The organism is Pleomorphomonas carboxyditropha (assembly GCF_002770725.1).
Lineage (GTDB): Bacteria > Pseudomonadota > Alphaproteobacteria > Rhizobiales > Pleomorphomonadaceae > Pleomorphomonas > Pleomorphomonas carboxyditropha.
The window spans coordinates 132523-153171 of the sequence record NZ_NQVN01000010.1 but is presented as its reverse complement, the minus strand read 5'-3'; the positions used below and the strand labels follow the sequence as shown (position 1 = coordinate 153171).

Here is a 20649-nt window from a genome sequence, read left to right as displayed (position 1 = left end):
CATCTGCTATAGGATCGGCAGAGGTGTGACATGACCGATAGCTCCGTCCGTTCCTTCGACATCCGCGGCATGACCTGCGCCGCCTGCTCGGCCCGCCTCGAACGCGTGCTGAAGAAGACGCCGGGCATTCTCGACGCCCGCGTCAACCTCGCCCTCGAACGCGCCGACATCGCCGTCGGACCGGCGGTAACGCCCGAGGCGATCGCCACCGCCGTCGACCGGGCCGGCTTCTCGGCCATCTTGAGATCCGACGATCCCGTCGTCGCCCGCGCCGAACGGGAGGCGCGCGAGGCCGAGGCCGCGGTAGGCCGCCGTCGCACCGCCTGGCTGCTGGCGGTCTGCGCCCTCATGACGCTGCCCTTCGTCGTCGCCATGGTGGCGATGATGGCCGGCTTCGGCCATATCCTGCCGGCCTATGTGCAATTGGCGCTGGCCACCGCCGTGCAGATTCTCGCCGGCCGCCGCTTCTATCGCGGCGCCTGGAACGCCCTGCGCGGCGGCGGCGCCAACATGGACGTGCTGGTGTCGCTCGGCACCACCGCCGCCTGGGGCTTCTCGGTCTACATGATGGCGACCGTCCATCACATGGTCGAGGAACACCTCTACTTCGAGGCGTCGGCCGTGGTGCTGACGCTGGTCCTGCTGGGCAAATTCCTCGAAGAGCGCGCCAAGGCCTCCACCACCCGCGCCGTGCGGTCGCTGATGGCGCTCCGCCCGGAGACGGCGACCAGGCTTGCCGAGGACGGCAGCCAGACCGTGGTGCCGGTGACGAGCATCCTGCCCGGCGACCGCGTGCTGATCCGCCCCGGCGAGCGCGTGCCGGTCGACGGACGCATCCTCTCGGGCGAGAGCCATTTCGACGAGGCGGTCATCACCGGCGAGAGCCTACCGGTGCGGCGGGCATCCGGCGAGCCGGTGGTGACCGGCGCCGTCAACGGCGAGGGCGCCGTCACCGTTGAGGTGGGCGCCGTCGGCGAGGAATCGACGCTCGGCCGCATCACCCGCCTGGTGGAAAACGCCCAATCCGGCAAGGCGCCGGTGCAGCGCCTCGTCGATCGCGTCGCCGCCGTCTTCGTGCCGGTGGTGGTCGCGGTCGCCGCCATCGCCTTCGCGCTCTGGCTCGCCTTCGGCGGCAGCCTCGAGCAGGCGCTGGCCGCCGCCGTCGCCGTGCTGGTGATCGCCTGCCCCTGTGCCCTCGGCCTCGCCACGCCGACCGCCCTGGTCGCCGGCACCGGCGCCGCCGCCCGCGCCGGCATCCTGATCAAGGACATCGAGGTGCTGGAGCGCGCCGCCCACGTCGGCGCCGTGGTGTTCGACAAGACCGGCACGCTCACCGTCGGGCATCCGGAACTCCAGGAACTCGTGGCCGCCGACGGCATGGAGCCGGCCCGGCTGCTGGCGCTGTCGGCCGGCGCCCAGACCGGCTCGGAACACCCGCTCGCCCGCGCCACGCTGGCCCGCGCCGTGGCCGACGGCATCAATCCGCTCGCCGCCGACGACGTCACGGCGGTGCCGGGCAAGGGGCTCACCGCCCGCGTCGACGGCGCCGACGTGCTGATCGGCACCGCCGCGCTGCTCGACGAGCACGCCGTCGACCACGCCGATATCGACCGGGCCGGCCTCGGCCGCCTGCGGCCGGAAATGACGCTCGCCTACGTCGCCGAGAACGGACGGGCCATTGGCCTGTTCGGCTACGCCGACGCGCTGCGGCCGGAGGCGCCGGCCGCCGTCACCGAGCTGCGCCGGCGCGGCATCCGCACGCTGCTGCTCACCGGCGATCGGCCACCGGCCGCCCGCGCCATTGCCGGCGCCGCCGGCCTCGACGACTGGCGGGCGAACGTGCTGCCCGAGGCCAAGGCCGCCGAGGTCGAGGGCTTGCGCGCCGCCGGCGGCCGCCTTGCCATGGTCGGCGACGGCGTCAACGACGCGCCGGCGCTCGCCGCCGCCGATGTCGGCATCGCCATGGGCTCGGGCACCGACGTCGCCATGGAAACGGCCGGCATCACGCTGATGCGCCCCGATCCGCGCCTCGTCGCCGCCGCCTTCGACATCGCCGCCGCCACGTCGCGCAAGATCCGCCAGAACCTGTTCTGGGCCTTCATCTACAACGTCATCGGCATTCCGCTCGCCGCCTTCGGCCTGCTGACGCCGGCGCTGGCCGGCGCCGCCATGGCCATGAGCTCGGTGTCGGTGGTGACCAACGCCGGCCTGCTCACCCGCTGGGTGCCGAGGCTGCCGCCGGTCGGGTCGGCGAAAGGCTGAACGATCAGGGAATGCAGCGGCCGTCGCGGCCCGGGCGACACTGAGCGGCGCGTGTATTGACCGGCGCCGCGGGGCCGGGCGTCCGCCCGAGCGCCCCGAGGTCGAGCGGTCCGCCGGCGAGGACGGGCGGACGGGACGCCTGCCCCCGCTGCGCCGCCGACGCGAGGCCGGACGGCCGGACCGGCGGCAACGGCGCGGCGATGGCCGGCGACGCGATCGAGGCAACGGGCGGTTCCGCCGGCTTGGACGGTTCGGACAGCTTGTCGATCATCGACGTCATGGCGTCCGGCCCGACGGCTTCGAGCTTCGGCGCCGCTTCGCCGCCGATCAGGCGCGCAAAGCCGCCGTCCATGGTGGCAAGGCGCGCATAGCCCGACGCGGGATCGGCTGAGAGTCCTGGAATGTCGGGATAGAGGCGCGGCGCGGTGAGCGGGCCGACCACGGCCACCGGCACCTCGAAATCGGGGTAGCCCTTCATCTTCGGCCTGAGCCGCAGGTCGAGCGCCCCGCTCGCCAGGCCGAGACTTCCCGAGCCCGACAGTTGGAGACCGCCGGCCGCGAAGGCGAGATTATCGCCCGTCGCCACGCCCCTGGCCAATTTCAGACGACCGGACAGTTTGTCGAAGCCGACGCGGCCCGGATCCGCCCCGACGCCGACCTGCACAGCGCGCGCCAGCCGGCCGATCAGAGCCACCGGATCGAGGCCGTCGAGAACGCCGTGCGCGACGGAGAACTCGGCCGTGCCGGCGGCCGACTTGAAGAGATCGGCCCGCGTCTTCCCCGCGGCGCCGATATCGGCCGTGAGATCGAGTTCGCCATCGACGGCGGCGCCGATGACCGGCGCCAGGCTGGCGAGGCGCGCGCCCTCGAGCTTGCCCTTGGCGGCGAAGGCGGGCCGGTCGCCCGCTTTGACCGTCAGCGTCGCCGTGCCGCTGCCGCCGCCGAGCGACAGCCGGGGAAGCCCGATCTCGGCGCCCTTGCCGCCGACGCGAAGATCGACGGGGCCGCCGGCCGCCGCCACCGGACCGGCGGCGATCCGGCTCGCCTCGATCCGCAGATCGGCGTCGATGGCGGCCGCGAGCTGCCGGCCGGCGCCGGACAGCGCATCGGCCAGCACGCCCGCCAGGGCGGCGACGTCGACCGTATCGCCGCTGAGACGGCCGGTAAGGCGGCCGCGGTCGCCGGCGGCGGACAGATCGATCAGGCCGCTGAAGGCGCCATCGCCGAGCATCAATCGCGCGTCGGACAGCGTCAGGCGACCGGCGCCTGCCTCGAGCCGGCCATCCAGCGAGGCGCTATCCGGCAGGCCGGCGACCCCGGCGAGGGCCGACAGCCGGCGGCTTGCCAGCGTCAGGCTGCCGTCTGCCGCCAGCGCGACCGGATCGACGTCGCCGTCGAAGCCGGCGGACAGGGTCGGCCCGTTGAGCCGAAGCTCGACCGGCGCGGCGCCGCCTTCGATCAGCCGGCGCGGCGCCGCCGTCGCCTCCAGGAAGACGACGCCCGACGATACGGTCGCCTGGCCGGTGAGGCGCGCCGGCTTGTCGAGACCGACCACCGACAGATCGGCGGAAAGTTGCGACAAGGTCGGCAGTGCCGCCCCGCCGACGAGCGGCAGACCGCCGAGTTTCCCATCCCTGAGCTGGCCGGCGCCATCGACCGCCAGCGTCGCCGCCAGTTCGTCGGTCGACCGGCCGTGCGCCGACAGGCGGAGATCGCCGGCAAGACGACCCGTCAGCGGCAAGGCAAGGCCGGCGAGGGCCACGACATCGCCGACCTCGGCGTCCTTGACGGCAAAAAAAGCCCCGAGGCGCCGGCCGTCGCCGTCGGGGACGAGATCGAGCCGGCTCGACAGCGTGCCCTGGCCGGCCGTCGCATCGAGCAGCGCGCCGAAGCGCCCGTCGCGGTCGACGGCGGTGAGCCGGACGTTGCGGATGCTGCCGGCGGCAAGCGCGAGGTCGGCGAGCTTCAGGTCGAGCCCGGCATCAAGGGGCGCGCGGCCGGCGACCGGGTCGAAGCCGAGACGGGCGGCAAGGCTGGCCAGCGTCGCCAGTGACTCCGCCGGCAATCGCCCGAAATCGGCGTGAAGATCGACGGAGGCGCGCGGAGGCCCGAGATCGAGCGCGGCCGACAGCCGTCCGCTGCCGCCGAACGCCGTGGCCGACGCATCGATCATTTCCGCCCGGCCGGTTGCCAGCGTAACGGCGCCGTCGAGCCGGACCGGCCCGGATGCGACGGCAAACGGACCGCCGAGGGCGGCGGCGTCCGGCACCATCAGATCGAGGCGGCCGGCGAAGGCGCCACCGGCAAGGCCACCGTCGAGGCCGAGGCTCATTGCCGGCGTGGTGAAATGCGCCCGGGCAGCGCCGGCCGACCCGGCCTCCATCGTCAGCGACAGCGGCGTGCGATTGAGCATCGCCTGGAGAACGAGACGATCGCCACCGTCGGCACGGCTGGCCGAAACCGTGACCCCGTCAAGGCTGGTTTGCACGCCACCGGCCGAAACACTGAGCCGTCCATCGGTGGCCAGGAAATGCCGGCTGGTTGCCCGGCCGGCCAGCTCAGCCAGCGCGCCGATCGCTTTCGCCGGATCGAGGTCGCCGCCTTCGAGGGACAGACTGAGTGTTGGCCGCTCGACCGTCACGCTGCCGAGCTCGGCCGAGCCGGACAGGAAGGGCAGCGGGCCGAGAGCCAGCAGGAGCCGGTCGGCATGCAGGTTGCCGAGGCCGTCGGGCAGCACGATCCCCACGTCGGTGGCCACGACGCGCGGCGTCGGCAGCAATTCGAGGTCGGCGTCGCCGACCTTGACCACCGTGCCGGTTTCCGCCTCGAAGGCGGCGATGGCCGGCGCGACGAACTTGTCGAGCGGAAACAGCGGCGCCATCGCCAGGCGCAACGCCAGGACGACCAACACCAGCCCCGACAAGGCCGTAACGACGCGAACCATGCCTCCCCGATCCCCCGATGCCTGACCGGCCCGCACCGCCCTCCCCTCCGAGAACCGATGCAAGTTTCTATAATACCAGTCCTTTCGGCCTTTGGCATCCTTCTCCGGCTATCCGATGGGAGAAGCCCCGTGCCGCAGCGCAAAAAGAAATACGTGCGGAGCAAAAGACTTGGCTGCGGTGCACCATTGCCCCTATGCTGGCTGCGCCGCGACAGGACGCGGCGACGCGGCAAGAGGCTCCCCATGTCGAGGGCGAAGCAAAGCACTGTCATCCGGAAATACGCCAACCGGCGGCTCTACGACACCGGCACCTCCAGCTATGTCACGCTGCAGGACCTCGCCGCCATGGTGCGCGCCAATGTCGATTTCATGGTGATCGACGCCAGAAGCGACGAGGACATCACCCACGAGGTGCTGACCCAGATCATTCTCGAGGAAGAGACGCGCGGACCGCATCTCCTGCCGGTCAATTTCCTGCGCCAGCTCATCCGCTTCTACGGCGACGAACTGCAGGCCATGGTGCCCGCCTTCCTCGAATATTCCATCGGCCAGTTCGCGCGCGAGCAGGGCAAGATGCGCGGCATCGCCGGCGAGGCGCTGGGCGCCTCGACCCTCAGCGAGAAGCTCGGCGAGCAGGTGCGGCTCAACGCCGAATCCTTCGAACGGGCGGTGCGCGCCGCCCTGCCCGGCGAGGGCCCCGAGGAAGAGGCGTCCCCTGCCGAAAGCCGCGCCGCCGACATCGGTGCGCTGCGCGACGAGCTCGAGGCCATGCGGCGGCGGCTCGACCGGCTGGCGCCGGAAAGCGAATAATTCGGCCGATAGCATTTTCGAGCGAAGTGGACACCGGTTCGCGTGAAGAAAATGCGTCAACTCAATAAGATAGAGCGTTTCCGCGTTTCCATGAAATGCGGGAACGCTCTAGGCCGGCGCCACGGCGAGCGGACCGCGCAGCCAGCCGTCGTCGTGGAGACCGTCGAGCACCGTGGCGCCCGGCCCCGCCCTGAGGCGCGGCTCGCCGATCAGCCGGCCCTGGAAGGCGGAGATGCCGAGTTCGGCGAGCAGCGCCGCCGAGGCCTCGTCCTGGACGAATTCGGCAACGGTGCGGATGCCGAAATGACCGGCTAGCGTCGTGAGTGCCCTGACGAACACCACGGCGTCGGCGTCGTGGCCGATATCGCGGATGAAGGCGCCGTCGATCTTCAGCCAGTCCGGCTTGATGTCGCGCAGCATCCTCAGCGACGTGTGCCCCGAGCCGAAGTCGTCGATGGCGATGCGGCAGCCGATATCGCGCATGGTGGAAACCAGGCGCCTCAGATCGTCGATGCGCGACAGCGCCGCCGTTTCGGTGATTTCGATGGTCAGCCGCTTGAGCGCTTCGCCGTCGCGGCGGGCACCGGCCACCAGCATGCTGAGCCAGGCCGGATCGGCCAGCGTTTCCGGCGACACGTTGACCGAGAGCCTGAGGGCCGGGGAGGCCTGGAGATCGGCCATCACCAGCGTCAGCGCCCGCATGTCGAGCCGCCGGATGAGGCCGAGCTTTTCCGCCGCCTCGACATAGGGACCGCCGGAGACGATCTCCCCCGACGGCAGCGCCAGGCGGCTGAGCGCCTCATAGGAAATCACCGCCCGGTCGCCGGCGCGGGCGATCGGCTGATAGGCCAGCACGAAGCGATCCTCGGCCAACCCCCGCTGGATCGCCTCGGCGATCTCGATATTGCGGCGGCGGAGGGCGTCGCGGGCAGCCGACGGCTCGTAAAGGGCGAGGTGACGATCGACGTCGCGCCGGGCGTCGCCCAGCGCCTCTTCGGCACGGTTGGCGGCCATGGCGCCGGTGAGCGCGTGCTGCGGCAGCATGACGGCCCCGATGGCGATATCGGCGCGCACGCTGGCGCCGTCGCAGTCGATCGCCTCGCCGCGCACCGCCTCGCGGAAGCGCTCGGTGGCGATGATCAGCGCGTGCTCGTCGCAGTCGTTGAGGACGGCGCCGAACTTGTGGCCGGAAAACGAGCCAAACACGTCGCCCTGCCGCATCCGGCGCAGGATGCGCTCGCCGGCGACGTCGATCACCCGGTCGCCGGCCTCGTAGCCGAAATTGGCGTTGATGCGGCCGATATCCAGCACGGCGATGATCAGGAACACCGCCGAGCCGCCGTTCGTTTCCAGCAGCTTCAGCCGATCGTCGAGGCTCTGCAGCAGTTCGTCGCGGTCGAGCCGCCGGTCCGGCCCGTAGAGGCGGACCGGCGCCGCCGTCTCGACGCCGCGCGGCAGCACGCGCACCGTGCCGCGCGCGCCGAGCGCCGGCCGGCCATCCGGCCCGAACCAGCTGCCGCTCTCCTCGATGCGCACGCCCTGCGGCTTGCCGCCGCGCGGCATCAGGTCGTAGACGATCCGGTAGTCGGGACCGACGCGGTCGGCGGACAGCACCGGCGGCGGCGCCGCGGCGAGCCGTAGCGTCGCCGCCTGCGGCCCGATCAGACGATGGAGCGCCCGGCCGGACAGCGGCACTTCATAGGCCGGCAGATCGAGCACCTCGCCGGCGTTCGGCGACCAGCGCAAACGGTCCTCGGCATAGTCGTGCTCGTAGGCGGCGACGCCCGCCGCCGCCATCGCCGCGCCGATGGCGCCGCCGGCCAGTCCATGTCCTTCCGAAGAAACGGGATCGTCATCCATCAGCCGCCGTCCTCGTCCGTTTTGGAACACCTACCGCAACGCTCCCCGCACGGGAACCGGGTTTTTGATCCATCGGTTACCGATCCATCCCCGAATGGCCGGCCCCGTCGACGTATTTTCAGCCGGCAATCTTGCGGATTAACCTTTTGTTAACCATTCTGGAAGTGTGGCGCGCCGGTTGCTCGGCATGCCCTGCGTCGGTTCATTTCGTGCCGGAACGGCACAGTTCCCGAAAGGCCCGCAACCATGATCGGATCGATCGGCTCCATCGGCGAGAGCGTCCGCGGTGAGGGCATCGACAAGACGGTCCGCCGCGCCTCCGGTCGTTATGTCGAGGCGGCCGAGGGCATGTCCACCGGCGGCGAGCGGCAGCTCGCCTTGGCCGATCTCCGCGCCGCGCCGCAAAAGGACGCGCTCCACGCCGCGATTGCGGCGGGCAACCCCGCTTCCGCGCCCTTCGTCGCCCAGCTCGCCGCCCTTGGCCTCGGCGACGCCGTCGCCGGCGAGCGTCGCGTCCGCCGCGATCCGTCGCTGATCGCCGCCCGGGCCGACGCGCTTTATCGCGACGGCTACCGCCGTGTCACCGACCTCGAGCCGGGTTTCTTCGGCGCCGCCGAATACTGACGCCGCCTCTCAAAAACAAAAAGGCCGGCGCAAGGCACCGGCTCTTTTCAGGTCGATATCCCGGCCGTCGGGGACGGCCGAGCGAATCTCTTGTCAGGCTTCCTTCGGCGCCAGGATCTGGCGGCCACGGTACATGCCGGTCTTGAGATCGACGTGATGGGGACGACGCAGCTCACCCGAGGTCTTGTCCTCGACGTAGGTCGGCTGCTTCAGGGCATCGGCGGACCGACGCATGCCCCGCTTGGACGGCGAGGTCTTTCGCTTGGGAACTGCCATTGTCTTCTACTCCATCGCCCGCTCGGAAGGGGGAACCGCAATGGTCCACCGTTCGGGCGCGCGGGCGCTCGTTCCTAAAGATGCGGCCTTATACAGAGTGTAGCGCCGCTTTGCCAGTGCCTGCCCGGAAAAAAGTGCGCCTCTCCGTCGCAATCCCGATGGCGGCCCGACGCGGCAAGACAGCCGTCCGTCACGGTTTCAGGCACTCGACGTAGGCGCCGGACTGGCCGACGCGCCGTTCGATGATGCGCGACAGCGTCCTTTGCGCCCGGCTCGGCTTCAAGGGATTGCGGACGGCCGGATTGGGCAGGGCGGCGGCGATCAGCGCCGCCTCGCGCCGGCTCAGCTTCGACGCCGGCTTCTTGTAGTAATATTGCGCCGCCGCCTCGACGCCGTAGACGTTGGGACCGAGCTCGGCGATGTTGAGATAGATTTCCAGCGTCCGCCGCTTCGACCAGACGAGATCGGCGTAGAGAGCGAGCGGAATTTCGAGGCCCTTGCGGATGTAGGAGCGCGACGGCCACAGGAAGACGTTCTTCACCGTCTGCATGGTGATGGTGCTGGCGCCGCGGTTGGGGCCGCCGTCCCGGCTCAGCACCGAGCGGAGCTGCGCCCAGTCGACACCGTCGTGAAAGCAGAACTGGCCGTCCTCGCTCATGACGACGGCCTGCTTCATGCTGGGCGCGATATCGTCGAGATCGACCCAGGTCCGGCTGTAGCCCTGCAAGGTCATGAGGTCCCAGACCATCAGCGTCGAGACCGGCCGGACGAACAGATAGAGCGGCGTCAATATGAACGGCAGGACAACCGCCACCGCGGCGGCGACCGAAAGCCGTCTGAGCCAGATCCGCCAGCCAGATCGCCTCACAGCCGCCGCCTCCTCGTCACTCGCCGCCGGCTTGCCTTCGGCCATCGCCTCGCTGAGATCGCTCATGCCCACCCGCCTGTCCGTTTTCTCATAAACCAACGGCACCGGCCGGGCAAACGGCGGAAAAGGCGGCAGCCGGCTGGCGCCATCCCCCACCCGCCTGACGTTCCACTTTTGCAGAAAGGCGTCACAAAAAGCCGTTCTTTACGGCAATTGCCCGCAATTTATACAGAAATGCTATAATTTTGACATGGCGCGAATTGAGGCATCATGAGACCTTCTACTTGTGAGCGCTGCTTTGTCGGTCTTCCGTCTGGGTCTTCCTCCTGATCCACCGTGGCACTCCAGCTTTCCTCCCAGAACTCAGGCCGGTAACCCCGGCCTGTTTTTTTTGCGTTGCCCGCTTCGGCGAAAGCGCAAGAGAAAGGCCGGGGATCGCTCCCCGGCCCCGCCGCCCCCTGTCTTTTGTTCTTTGATCAGTCGTCACCCATGGCAACCAGCGTCGCATTGCCGCCGGCCGCCGCCGTGTTGATCGACACCACCTGCTCCAGCGCGAAGCGGGCGAGATAGTTGGGGCCGCCCGCCTTGGGGCCGGTGCCCGACAGGCCCGAGCCGCCGAACGGCTGCGAGCCGACCACCGCGCCGATCATGTTGCGGTTGACGTAGACGTTGCCGACCGGCAGCCGCTCGACGATGCGCTTCACCGTCGCCTCGATGCGCGAGTGGATGCCGAGCGTCAGGCCGTAGCCGCTTGCCGCGATGTCCCCGATGACCCTGTCGAGGTCCTTCGCCTTGTAGCGAACGACGTGCAGCACCGGCCCGAACACCTCCCGGTCGAGCGCCGCCGCGTCGGGCAGCTCGATAACGGTCGGCGCGAAATAGGTGCCGCCGGCCAACTCCCCCTCCGGCGTCCGGCCGGAAAACAGCACGCCGCCCCTGCCCTGCCAGGCCGCCACGTGAACGGCGAGCTTTTCCGTCTGCTCGCGATCGATGATCGGGCCGACGTCGGTGTCCGGCCGCCGCGGATCGCCGACCTTGAGCTCGGCCGCGGCGCCCCTGACGAGGTCGATCATGTGGTCGGCGACGTCGTCCTGCACGAACAAGAGCCGCAACGCCGAACAGCGCTGGCCGGCCGAGCGGAAGGCCGAGGTGATGACGTCGTCGGTCACCTGCTCGCCGAGCGCCGTGGCGTCGACGATCATGGCGTTGAGGCCGCCGGTCTCGGCGATCAGCGGCACGATCGGCCCGCGCTTGGCGGCGAGCGCCCGGTTGATGGCAAACGCCGTGTCGGTCGAGCCGGTGAAGGCGACGCCGGCGATGCGCGGATCGGCGGTGAGCGCCGCGCCGGCCGTGCCGTCGCCGACCAGAAGCGCCAGCGCCGAAGCCGGCACGCCGGCCTCGTGCAGCAGCCGCACCGCCATGGCGCCGGTGAGCGGCGTCTGCTCGGCGGGTTTTGCCACCACGGCGTTGCCGGCGGCCAGCGCCGCCGCCGTCTGGCCGACGAAGATGGCGAGCGGGAAATTCCAGGGCGCGATGGTGGCGAACACGCCGCGGCCGCGATAGGCGAGCCGGTTTTCCTCGCCGGTCGGTCCGGGCATGGCGACCGGCGCCGCGAACAGACGCCGCGCCTCGGCGGCGTAATAGCGGCAGAAGTCGACCGCCTCGCGCACCTCGGCGACGCCGTCGGCTAGCGTCTTGCCCGCCTCGAGCGCCAGCACCGCCAGGAACGCCGGCAGCCGCTCCTCGAGAAGATCGGCCGCCCGCTCGAGCGCGGCGGCGCGCGTTTCGGCCGGGGCCGCCGACCAGGCGCGGAACCCTTCGGCGGCCGAGGCGACCGCCTTCCTCACCGTCTCGGCATCGGCGTCGACCGCCCGGCCGATCTCCGTCCTGCCGTCGACCGGCGACAGCAGGAGGCGCGCCGCACCGGCCGCGTCGGCGCCGTCGATGATCGAAGCGGCGATGCCGAAATCGCTGCCGACCGCCGCGATGGCGGCGAGCAGCGGTTCGAGCGCCTGCTCGTCGGCCAGTTCCACGCCACGCGAGTTGCGGCGGGCACCGAAGAGGTCGGCGGGCAGCGGGATGCGGGCGTGGCGGGCGCGGTCGCCGCCGGCCAGCACGTCGGCGGGACGGGTGAGCAAGGTCGAGATCTCCACTTTCGGATCGCCGACGGCGGCGACGAAGGACGAATTGGCGCCGTTTTCCAGGAGGCGGCGGACGAGATAGGCGAGAAGGTCCTTGTGGCCGCCGACCGGCGCGTAGATGCGGCAGGGTTGGCCGTCCTTCTCGGTGACCTCGCGATAGAGCGTGTCGCCCATGCCGTGCAGCCGCTGGAACTCGAAATGCCGGTCGGCACCGGCGATCTCCGACACCTCGGCCACGGTCAGCGCGTTATGGGTGGCGAACTGCGGATAGAGGCGCGGCCGCGACCTGAGCAGCTTTTCGGCGCAGACGAGATAGGAAAGATCGGTCGACGCCTTGCGGGTGAACAGCGGATAGTCGGCAAGGCCCCGCTCCTGCCCCCGCTTCATCTCGGTATCCCAGTAGGCGCCCTTGACGAGACGGACCATGAAGCGCTGGTTCAGGCTTTCGGCGAGATCGATCATGTAGTCGATCACCGCCGGCGCCCGCTTCTGATAGGCCTGCACGGCGAGGCCGAAGCCGTCCCAGCCGGCGAGCGACGGATCGGCGGCGACGGCGGCGATCACGTCGAGCGACAGCTTCAGCCGGTCGGCCTCCTCGGCATCGACCGTCAGGTTGAGGTCGTAGCCCTTCGCCGCCCGCGACAGTTCCAGGAGCTTGGGCACCAGCTCGGCCATCACGCGCTCGGCGTTCAGCGCCTCGTAGCGCGGGTGCAGCGCCGACAGCTTGACCGAAATGCCCGGCCGGGCCGGCAATGCCTCGGAGCCGGCCGACCGGCCGATCGCCTCGATGGCCTTTGCATAGTCGGCAAAATAGCGTTCCGCGTCGGCGGCGGTGCGGGCGCCCTCGCCCAGCATGTCGTAGGAATGGCGGTAGCCCTTGCCGGCCAGGCCGCGGGCGCGCGACAGCGCCGCCTCGATCGAGGTGCCCAGCACGAACTGGTGGCCCATGATCTTCATCGCCTGCCGCGTGGCGGCGCGCACCGGCGGCATGCCCAGCCGCTTGACGAGGCCGGTTATGACGTTCTCCGGCGTCTCGCCCGGCTGGAGCACCCGCGTGGTCACGCCGAGCGCCCAGCCGGAGGCGGCCACCAGCCAGGGGTCCTCGCCCTTGCCGTGGAAGCCGAAGGCGGCCGAGGCGAGCTTGTCCTCGATCAGCCGGTCGGCGGTGGCGCCGTCGGGCACGCGCAAGAGCGCCTCGGCCATCACCATGATGGCGAGGCCCTCGCGCGTCGTCAGCGAATAGGCTTTCAGGAAGTCCTCGACGCCGCCGATCGCCGACTTGCCGTCGCGGATCGCCGCGATGAGCCGGCTGGCGTGCGCATCGACGCGCGCTCGCGCGTCGGCATCCTCCGGCCGCGCCGCCAGGAGACGCCGGACCACCGCCGTCTCGTCCTCCGCGTAGGGCGGCGAAAAACACGGAGCCCGGAGGGGCTCGGAAAGAACTGCAGCCATGTGGTCTCCGGAAGGTTGCCGCCTTCGGGGGCGGCTTCTGTTTATAATCCGCAGGATAGCAGCAGGCTTTCGGTGACACTCTCCTTATTGAGGTATAGAATCGGGACTATTCGCGGAATGAACCGTTTGTCTCCGTGAATCTTCCGGAATCATTCGTCTTGGAGGGCCTCGCGATGGCGTCGGCGGTGAGTGATCGGTCTCAGCACGGCAAGGACATTCCGGGCCTCGATCGAATCGACCGCCGGATCCTCGCCGCGCTTCAGGAAGACGGCCGGATCACCAATCTGGAACTCGCCGAGAAGATCGGCATGTCTGCGACGGCCACCGCCGAGCGGGTCAAACGACTGTCGCGCGACGGTTTCATCGTCGGCTATACGGCGCGCCTCGATCCGCTGCATCTGCAGCGCGGCCTGCTGGTGTTCGTCGAGATCAAGCTCGACCGCATGAACCCCGAGGTGTTCACCACCTTCGCCGCCGCCGTGAAGAAGGCGCCGGAGGTGCTTGAATGCCACCTGATCGCCGGCGGCTTCGACTATCTGGTCAAGGCGCGCGTCCGCGACATGGAAGCCTATCGCGAGTTCCTGTCCGAGGTGCTGATGACGCTGCCGGGCGTGCGCGAGACCCACACCTACCCGGTGATGGAGGAGGTGAAGAACACCACCGTGCTGCCGGTATGAAGCACCTTCGTTGCCTTGACCCGAACGCCGGGCCGGCGCTACCACAGCGGCCACCCATTGCCCGACCGGAGCACCGATGACCGCCGCCTTCGAAGCCGCCCTTGCCGATTTTGCCCGTGCCCTGGAGGCCGGACTGGCGGCTCGTCTCGGCGCGGCTCCCCGGCCCGGCGAGATCGCCCGACCGGCGCGGCTGCTCGCCGCCATGCGGCATGCCGTGTTGGCCGGCGGCAAGCGCCTCAGGCCGTTCCTGCTCGCCGAAGTGGCGCGTCTTCTCGACCCCGGCCTGACGGTCGACGCGCTGATGCCGGCGGCGGCGGCCATCGAGTGCCTGCACTGCTATTCGCTGGTCCACGACGACCTGCCGGCCATGGACGACGACGCGCTCCGGCGCGGCCGGCCGACCGTCCACGTCGCCTATGACGAGGCGACGGCCATCCTGGCCGGCGACGGCCTCTTGACGCTCGCCTTCGACCTGCTCGCCGATCCCGCCTGCCACGCCGACCCGGCGGTGCGGGCGGCGCTGGTGCTCGATCTCGCCCGGGCCGGCGGCCTCGGCGGCATGGTCGGCGGCCAGATGCTCGATCTGGCGGCGGAAGGGCGCTTCGGCGACGGCGCGGCACCCGGCGAGGCCGGCATCCGCGAGTTGCAGGCCATGAAGACCGGCGCGCTGATCCGCGCCGCCACGGTGATGGGCGCCCGGCTCGGCGGCGCCGGCGAAGACGAGCTGCGCCGCTTCGGGCGGTTCGGCGATATCCTCGGCCTCGCCTTCCAGCTTGCCGACGACCTCTTGGACGTCACCGCCACCGAGGGGGAGATGGGCAAGGCGGTGGCGAAGGACGCCGCCCATGGCAAGGGCACGCTCATCGCGCTTCTCGGCATCGACGCCGTGCGCGCCGAACTCGACCGGCTCGTCGCCGAGGCGACGGAGCTGCTCGCGCCGTGGGGCAGGCGCTCCGAGACGCTCGCCGCCGCCGCGCGCTTCGTCGCCGAGAGGCGGCGCTAAATCTCGAGCTTATTCGGCCGCCGGCTTGCGATCGGCCCTCTCACCGAACCGCTGCTCGATATAGTCGAGCACCAGCGCCTGGAAATCGCGGGCGATGGTCGGGCCGCGCAGCGTCGCCGCCTTCTGCCCGTCGATGAACACCGGCGCGGCCGGGTTCTCGCCGGTGCCGGGCAGGGAAATGCCGATGTCGGCGTGCTTGGATTCGCCGGGGCCGTTGACGATGCAGCCCATCACCGCCACCTGCAGCGCCTCGACGCCGGGGTAGCGCTGCCGCCACTCCGGCATGGCGTCGCGGATCTGGTCCTGGATGGTCTTGGCCAGTTCCTGGAACACCGTCGAGGTGGTGCGGCCGCAGCCCGGACAGGCGGCGACGATCGGCACGAAGCTGCGGAAGCCCATCACCTGTAGCAGCTCCTGCGCCACCATCACCTCGCGCGTGCGGTCGCCGCCCGGCTCCGGCGTCAGCGACACGCGGATGGTGTCGCCGATGCCCTGTTGCAGGAGGTAGCCCATCGAGGCCGACGAGGCGACGACGCCTTTGGTGCCCATGCCGGCCTCGGTGAGGCCGAGGTGAAGGGCATAGTCGCCGCGCGAGGCGAGCTCGCCATAGACGGCGATCAGGTCCTGCACCTGGCTGACCTTGGCCGACAGCACGATGCGGTCGCGGGCAAGGCCGATCTCCTCGGCGCGGGCGGCCGACAGCAGCGCCGACTGCACCATCGCCTCACGCATCACCTGTTGCGCCGTCATCGGCGAGCCCTTGGCCTTGTTCTCGTCCATCAGGCGCGTCGCCAGCTCCTGGTCGAGCGAACCCCAGTTGACGCCGATGCGGATCGCCTTGCCGTGGCGGGCGGCGATCTCGACGATGTCGGTGAAGTGGCGGTCGCGCTTGGCGCGGACGCCGACGTTGCCGGGGTTGATGCGGTATTTGGCGAGCGCCTCGGCGCAGGCCGGAAACTCGGCGAGCAGCCGGTGGCCGATGAAATGGAAGTCGCCGATCAGCGGCACGTCGACGCCGACCCGGTCGAGCCGCTCGCGGATGCGCGGCACGGCGGCGGCGCTGTCGTCGCGGTCGACGGTGATGCGCACCAGCTCCGAGCCGGCGCGGGCGAGCGCCATCACCTGCCCCACCGTGGCGTCGACGTCGGCGGTGTCGGTGTTGGTCATCGACTGCACGACCACCGGCGCGTCGCCACCGATCTGCACCTTGCCGACGACGACGGGAACCGAGCGGCGGCGCGGCGCCGGACCGAAGGAGTGGGACATGCAATCCTCAACTGTGGCTGTGCGAATGGTCGTGTCGATGGCCGGCCGACCGGCAGGCGGCGCAGAGGCCGCGCACCTCCAGCACCGAGGTCGACGGCGAAAAGCCCTCGGCCGCCGCGATGCCGGCAAGCAGCCTGCCGAGCTCGGCCGGTTCGGCCTCGGTGGCCGAGCCGCAATTCTCGCAGAGCAGGAACACCAGCGGCGCCTCCGGGCCGGAGGCGGAATGGCCGTGCTCCTCGATGCAGGCGAGGAAGGCGTTGCGGCTCTCGATGCGATGGGCGAAGCGGTGGGCAACCAGGAAATCGAGGGCGCGGTAGACCGAGATCGGGCTCGGCCGCCGCGCCTTTCCGGCGATGCGGTCCATGATCTCGTAGGCCGACACCGGCGCGTGGCTCTCCAGCATCGCCTCGAGCACCTGCCGCCGCTGTTCGGTGAGACGCAGGCCCTCGTCGCGGCAGCGCTCCTCGGCGCGGGCGACGGCGCGGCTGCGGCAGGCCTGATGATCGTGGTCGGAATCGTCGAGCAAGGTTCTCTCCAAGCGTTCGCACAGTATATAGTCGGCCGAGCCGTCCGGAGAAAGACTGATTGTCGCGCCGGCCGCCCCGTCCGCCCCAGCCAGAGGTCCGCCATGCGCTTTCCCGCCGTCGACCGCAGCATCCTGATCACCGGCGCCTCCTCCGGCATCGGCCTTGCCGCCGCCACCGTCATGGCCGGGCGCGGCTGGCGGGTGTTCGCGACGGTGCGCCGGGAGGAGGACCGGCAGCGCCTCGCCGCCCTTCCGGGGGTGACGCCGCTTCTGATGGACTATGCCGATCCCGCCTCGATCGCCGCCACCGCCGAGGCGGTGCTGGAGGCGACCCATGGCCGGCTCGGCGTCCTCTACAACAACGGCGCCTACGGCCAGCCCGGCGCGCTGGAGGACCTTACCACCGAGGTGCTGCGGCACGTGTTCGAGGTCAACGTGCTCGGCTGGCACGACCTGACGCGCCGGCTGATCCCGGCCATGCGCCGGGCCGGGGCCGGACGCATCGTCATGTGCTCGTCGATCCTCGGCTTCCTGTCGATGCCCTATCGCGGCGCCTACAACGCTTCCAAGCACGCCATCGAGGGCCTTGCCGACAGTTGGCGGCTGGAACTGATCGACGCCGGCATCCATGTCGCCACGCTCCAGCCGGGGCCGATCGCCACCAATTTCACGGCGGCGTCGATGCGGAAATTCCACGAGAACGTCGACGTGGAGGCCTCCGCCAACGCCGAGGGCTATCGCCAGCGCCTCGCCGACATGCGGCGGCCGCCGGAGGCTTCCTTCTTCCGCAAGCCGCCGGAAGCGGTGGTGGACTGCCTCGTGCACGCCTGCGAATCAGCCCGGCCGCGCCCCTACTACCGGATAACCTGGCTCACCAAGGGCGCGGCGGTCGTCAAGCGCCTCCTGCCGGCCTCCTTGTTCGTCGCGCTGCTGCACCGCGCGGCGAAAGCCGGCAATTGATCAGCATCGGCAATGCCTTGGGCACCAGGCCGACGCGGCATGGCCGGTCCTGGACTTGCCTGCAAAACGGACGGAAAACCACCGCTTTCAGCTTCACATCAGCGACATCATCAGCGTAGAGTATGCGGGCGTGGGGCCGGCCCGGACGCCTGCCTCGGTGAAGGAGAGCGTGAGGTGACGATCGCCGTCTCGCCGGACGCACACCCGGCGCTGGTGTTGAACGCGGACTATCGCCCGCTGAGCTATTTTCCCTTGTCGCTATGGTCCTGGCAGGATGCGATCAAGGCGGTCTTCCTCGACCGGGTCAACATCGTCTCCGAATACGACGTGCTGGTGCGCAGCCCGAGCTTCGAATTCCACCTGCCGTCGGTCGTCTCGCTCAAGACCTTCATCAAGCCGTCGCGCCAGCCCGCCTTCACCCGTTTCAACGTTTTCCTGCGCGATCGCTTCGAGTGCCAGTATTGCGGCAGCCGCGAGGACCTCACCTTCGATCATCTGGTCCCGCGCTCCAAGGGGGGCCAGACCACCTGGGAGAACGTCGTCGCGGCCTGCTCGCCCTGCAATCTGAAGAAGGCCGACAAGACGGTGTCGGAAGTGGGCATGACGCTCGCCGGCCGGCCGTTCGCCCCCACCGTGCACGACCTTCACAACAACGGCCGGCTGTTCCCGCCCAACCATCTTCACGAAAGCTGGCTGGACTTTCTCTACTGGGACGTCGAGCTCGATCCTTAAAACATCATCCGACCGGAGTGAAAAGATGATGCTTAAGGAACAGTGCTCTAAGCCAGCAGTTGTTCAGCCGCCTGCCGCTCTCGGGCGATGCGGCGCAGGATTTCCGAGCGCACGGTCGGCGCGCCGAAATAATAGCCCTGCAACTCGTGGCAGCCGGCCTCTTTCAGCGCCTCGGCCTCCTCGGCCATCTCGATGCCCTCGGCCGTCACTTCGGCGCCCAGCGTCTCGGCCAGCGCCACCGCCGCCTGGACGAGGCTCTGCGACGCCGGATCGCGGATGACGTCGATCACCACCGAGCGGTCGATCTTCACCTTGTCGAAGGCGAAGCGGCGCAGGTAGGCGACCGACGAGAAGCCGGTGCCGAAATCGTCGAGCGCCACCGACACGCCGAGCGCATGCAGCGCCTCGACGCTGCGGCGCGCCCGCTCCGGCTCGGAGGCGAGGAAGCTCTCGGTGATGTCGAGCTCCAGCCGGTCCGGCGGCATGCCCGACCCCTCGAGGATGGCGGCAAGCGCATCGGGAAAGCCGGGATCGCGGAACTGGGCGGCAAACACGTTGACCACCATCTTGAGGCCGCCGAACGCCCGGGCGTCGCGGGCGACCCGCCGCAGCACGTAGGTGCCGATCAGGTCGCTCATCCCGGCCTCCTCGGCAATGGCGAGGAACACCGCCGGGCTGACCGGACCGGCCGGACGGATCCAGCGGACCAGCGCCTCGACGGCGGCAATGCTGCCGGTCTTCGCCGAGATGACCGGCTGATAATGCACCTGGAGGCCGTCGCTCACCGCCGCCTCGCGCAGCTCGGCGGCCAGCGTCGCCCGCGCATGGCGATCGGCATCCATGCCGGCGTCGTAGAGATCGACCCGGTTCTTGCCGCCGGCCTTGGCGACATACATGGCGACATCGGCCCGGCGCACCAGCTCGCCCGGCGTCAGCCGGCCGTCGGCGTCGGCGGCCACGCCCACCGAGCAGCCGACCTTCACCGTCCTTCCTTCGAAGTCGAAGGCCTCGTCGAGGAAATCGACGAAGCTCTCGCCGAGGCCGCGCGCCCGTTCTGCGGCATCGCCGCCTTCCACCACGACGGCGAACTCGTCGCCGCCGAGACGGGCCAGCGTACCGTCACCGCCGACCAGCGCGCGGAATCCGGCCGCCGCCGCCCGGATCAGCCGGTCGCCGACGTCGTGGCCGTAGGTGTCGTTGACTTCCTTGAAGCCGTCGAGATCGGCGAACAGCACGGCGATGGCATGGTCCGGACCGGCATAGGCCTCGGCGAGCCGCTGATGGAAGGAGGCGCGGTTCGGCAGGCCGGACAGCGGATCGTGGCTCGCGGCGTGGCGGGCCGCCGTCTCGTCGTGGCGCAGGCCGCTCATCATCTTCCAGATGGTCACGACGAGAACGCCCATCACCACGAACAACAGTCCCAGAACGCCCAGCACCGGCAGGCGGGCGCGCTCCATCGCCTCGGTGCCCGACACGCGCGGTTCCCAGCCGATGGAGCCGAGGAGCGTGCCGGCGGCCGAGGTCAGCGGCACGGCATTGGCCCCGACCGGCGCCGGGCCGAAGGCGAGATGCCGGACGCCGAGCGCGTCGGCCATGGCCGTAAACTCCGTTCCGGTCATCGGCCGGCCGACCAGGAGATAGCGCGGCGGACCGGCCCGCGGCGCGCCGGCGCGCGGCTCGATCTCGCGCACCCCCGCCACCAGCGGACCAAGGCGGGACTGGACGAAGCCGGTCGCCGGCCGTTGCGGCTCATGGCGCGCGGCGGCGACGAGAGCGGCGACGTCGGCCCGGCTGATGCCGATGCCATCCGGTCCGGCCGCCCGTCCCTCATGGAAGGCGCGTATCGGCATGCCCTCGGCATCGACCACCAGCAGCGTATCGAAAAAGCGGCTGCTTTCGGCGGGAAGGCGCAGATCGCCGCCCGTCAGACCGGCGTCGCCTTCATCCAGCGCGGCGGCGTTCCAGGCGGAGAATTCGCTGGCGGCCAGCCCCATCCGGGCGAGCGCCTCGTCTTTCAGCACGTCGACCACCTGGGCAATGCCCCGCCGATCGATGTCGTTCACCTCGGCCGCCATCCGCGCCATGGCCAGATAGACCACCGCCGCGGCGGCAAGCGCCGTCAGCACGGTCGGGACGACCACACCGAAGACGAACTCCATCCAGCGGCGGTTGACGAAAAACAAGGCAATCATCCATCGGTTCTATCTTGCGCAACCTAGCCCGATACCGTTAAAGGCTCGCAAATTCC

The 20649-nt window shown here is 70.1% G+C and carries 15 protein-coding genes; 7 read left to right on the top strand and 8 right to left on the bottom strand.

All coding sequences use genetic code 11. The features are described from left to right. Window positions 1–30: 30 nt before the first annotated feature. A complete protein-coding gene (locus CJ014_RS15800) occupies window positions 31–2262 on the top strand; it encodes a heavy metal translocating P-type ATPase (RefSeq protein ID WP_100081442.1) in 2232 nt (743 codons plus the stop codon). Between the two features lie 4 nt (window positions 2263–2266). On the opposite strand, the gene CJ014_RS15795 is transcribed toward CJ014_RS15800, so the two are convergent. Continuing rightward, window positions 2267–5206 (bottom strand): AsmA family protein, encoded by a 2940-nt coding sequence (locus CJ014_RS15795; RefSeq protein WP_100081441.1) that lies wholly within the window; start codon window positions 5204–5206, stop codon window positions 2267–2269. A 243-nt stretch (window positions 5207–5449) separates the two neighbouring features. Here CJ014_RS15795 and phaR point away from each other — a divergent pair, with 243 nt between their 5' ends. Beyond that, window positions 5450–6016 (top strand): polyhydroxyalkanoate synthesis repressor PhaR, encoded by a 567-nt coding sequence (phaR, locus tag CJ014_RS15790; RefSeq protein ID WP_100081440.1) that lies wholly within the window; start codon window positions 5450–5452, stop codon window positions 6014–6016. Between the two features lie 108 nt (window positions 6017–6124). Here the strand turns inward: phaR and CJ014_RS15785 are convergent, their stop codons facing one another. Beyond that, entirely contained in the window at window positions 6125–7876 is a 1752-nt protein-coding gene (locus tag CJ014_RS15785; protein ID WP_100081439.1) for an EAL domain-containing protein, read from the bottom strand. Window positions 7877–8122: 246 nt separating this feature from the next. Between CJ014_RS15785 and CJ014_RS15780 the strand changes: the two genes are divergently transcribed. Beyond that, window positions 8123–8500 (top strand): hypothetical protein, encoded by a 378-nt coding sequence (locus CJ014_RS15780; protein ID WP_100081438.1) that lies wholly within the window; start codon window positions 8123–8125, stop codon window positions 8498–8500. 93 nt (window positions 8501–8593) lie between these two features. Here CJ014_RS15780 and rpmF read toward each other — a convergent pair whose 3' ends face one another. From rpmF to putA, 3 genes are all read right to left on the bottom strand, one after another. Next, a complete protein-coding gene (gene rpmF / locus CJ014_RS15775; protein WP_026783867.1) occupies window positions 8594–8776 on the bottom strand; it encodes a 50S ribosomal protein L32 in 183 nt (60 codons plus the stop codon). Window positions 8777–8966: 190 nt separating this feature from the next. Next, complete coding sequence (gene mtgA, locus CJ014_RS15770; RefSeq protein ID WP_245427386.1) at window positions 8967–9710, bottom strand: monofunctional biosynthetic peptidoglycan transglycosylase; 744 nt, start codon at window positions 9708–9710, stop codon at window positions 8967–8969. 410 nt (window positions 9711–10120) lie between these two features. Further along, on the bottom strand, window positions 10121–13237 hold the full coding sequence (gene putA / locus CJ014_RS15765) for a bifunctional proline dehydrogenase/L-glutamate gamma-semialdehyde dehydrogenase PutA (RefSeq protein ID WP_100081437.1): 3117 nt from the start codon (window positions 13235–13237) through the stop codon (window positions 10121–10123). A 215-nt stretch (window positions 13238–13452) separates the two neighbouring features. On the opposite strand from putA, the gene CJ014_RS15760 reads away from it, so the two are divergent. After that, a complete protein-coding gene (locus CJ014_RS15760; RefSeq protein WP_100081481.1) occupies window positions 13453–13914 on the top strand; it encodes an Lrp/AsnC ligand binding domain-containing protein in 462 nt (153 codons plus the stop codon). A gap of 76 nt (window positions 13915–13990) precedes the next feature. After that, on the top strand, window positions 13991–14917 hold the full coding sequence (locus tag CJ014_RS15755; RefSeq protein WP_100081436.1) for a polyprenyl synthetase family protein: 927 nt from the start codon (window positions 13991–13993) through the stop codon (window positions 14915–14917). Between the two features lie 9 nt (window positions 14918–14926). Here the strand turns inward: CJ014_RS15755 and ispG are convergent, their stop codons facing one another. Next, window positions 14927–16183 (bottom strand): flavodoxin-dependent (E)-4-hydroxy-3-methylbut-2-enyl-diphosphate synthase, encoded by a 1257-nt coding sequence (gene ispG / locus CJ014_RS15750; protein ID WP_100081435.1) that lies wholly within the window; start codon window positions 16181–16183, stop codon window positions 14927–14929. A gap of 7 nt (window positions 16184–16190) precedes the next feature. Further along, window positions 16191–16709 (bottom strand): Fur family transcriptional regulator, encoded by a 519-nt coding sequence (locus CJ014_RS15745; protein WP_245427382.1) that lies wholly within the window; start codon window positions 16707–16709, stop codon window positions 16191–16193. A gap of 102 nt (window positions 16710–16811) precedes the next feature. On the opposite strand from CJ014_RS15745, the gene CJ014_RS15740 reads away from it, so the two are divergent. Further along, window positions 16812–17669 (top strand): SDR family NAD(P)-dependent oxidoreductase, encoded by an 858-nt coding sequence (locus CJ014_RS15740; protein ID WP_100081433.1) that lies wholly within the window; start codon window positions 16812–16814, stop codon window positions 17667–17669. 174 nt (window positions 17670–17843) lie between these two features. Continuing rightward, window positions 17844–18401 carry an HNH endonuclease gene (locus CJ014_RS15735; protein ID WP_100081432.1) on the top strand — a complete coding sequence of 186 codons (558 nt, stop codon included), beginning with the start codon at window positions 17844–17846 and terminating at the stop codon, window positions 18399–18401. Window positions 18402–18448: 47 nt separating this feature from the next. Here CJ014_RS15735 and CJ014_RS15730 read toward each other — a convergent pair whose 3' ends face one another. Continuing rightward, a complete protein-coding gene (locus CJ014_RS15730) occupies window positions 18449–20593 on the bottom strand; it encodes a putative bifunctional diguanylate cyclase/phosphodiesterase (protein WP_100081431.1) in 2145 nt (714 codons plus the stop codon). Window positions 20594–20649 lie beyond the last annotated feature (56 nt).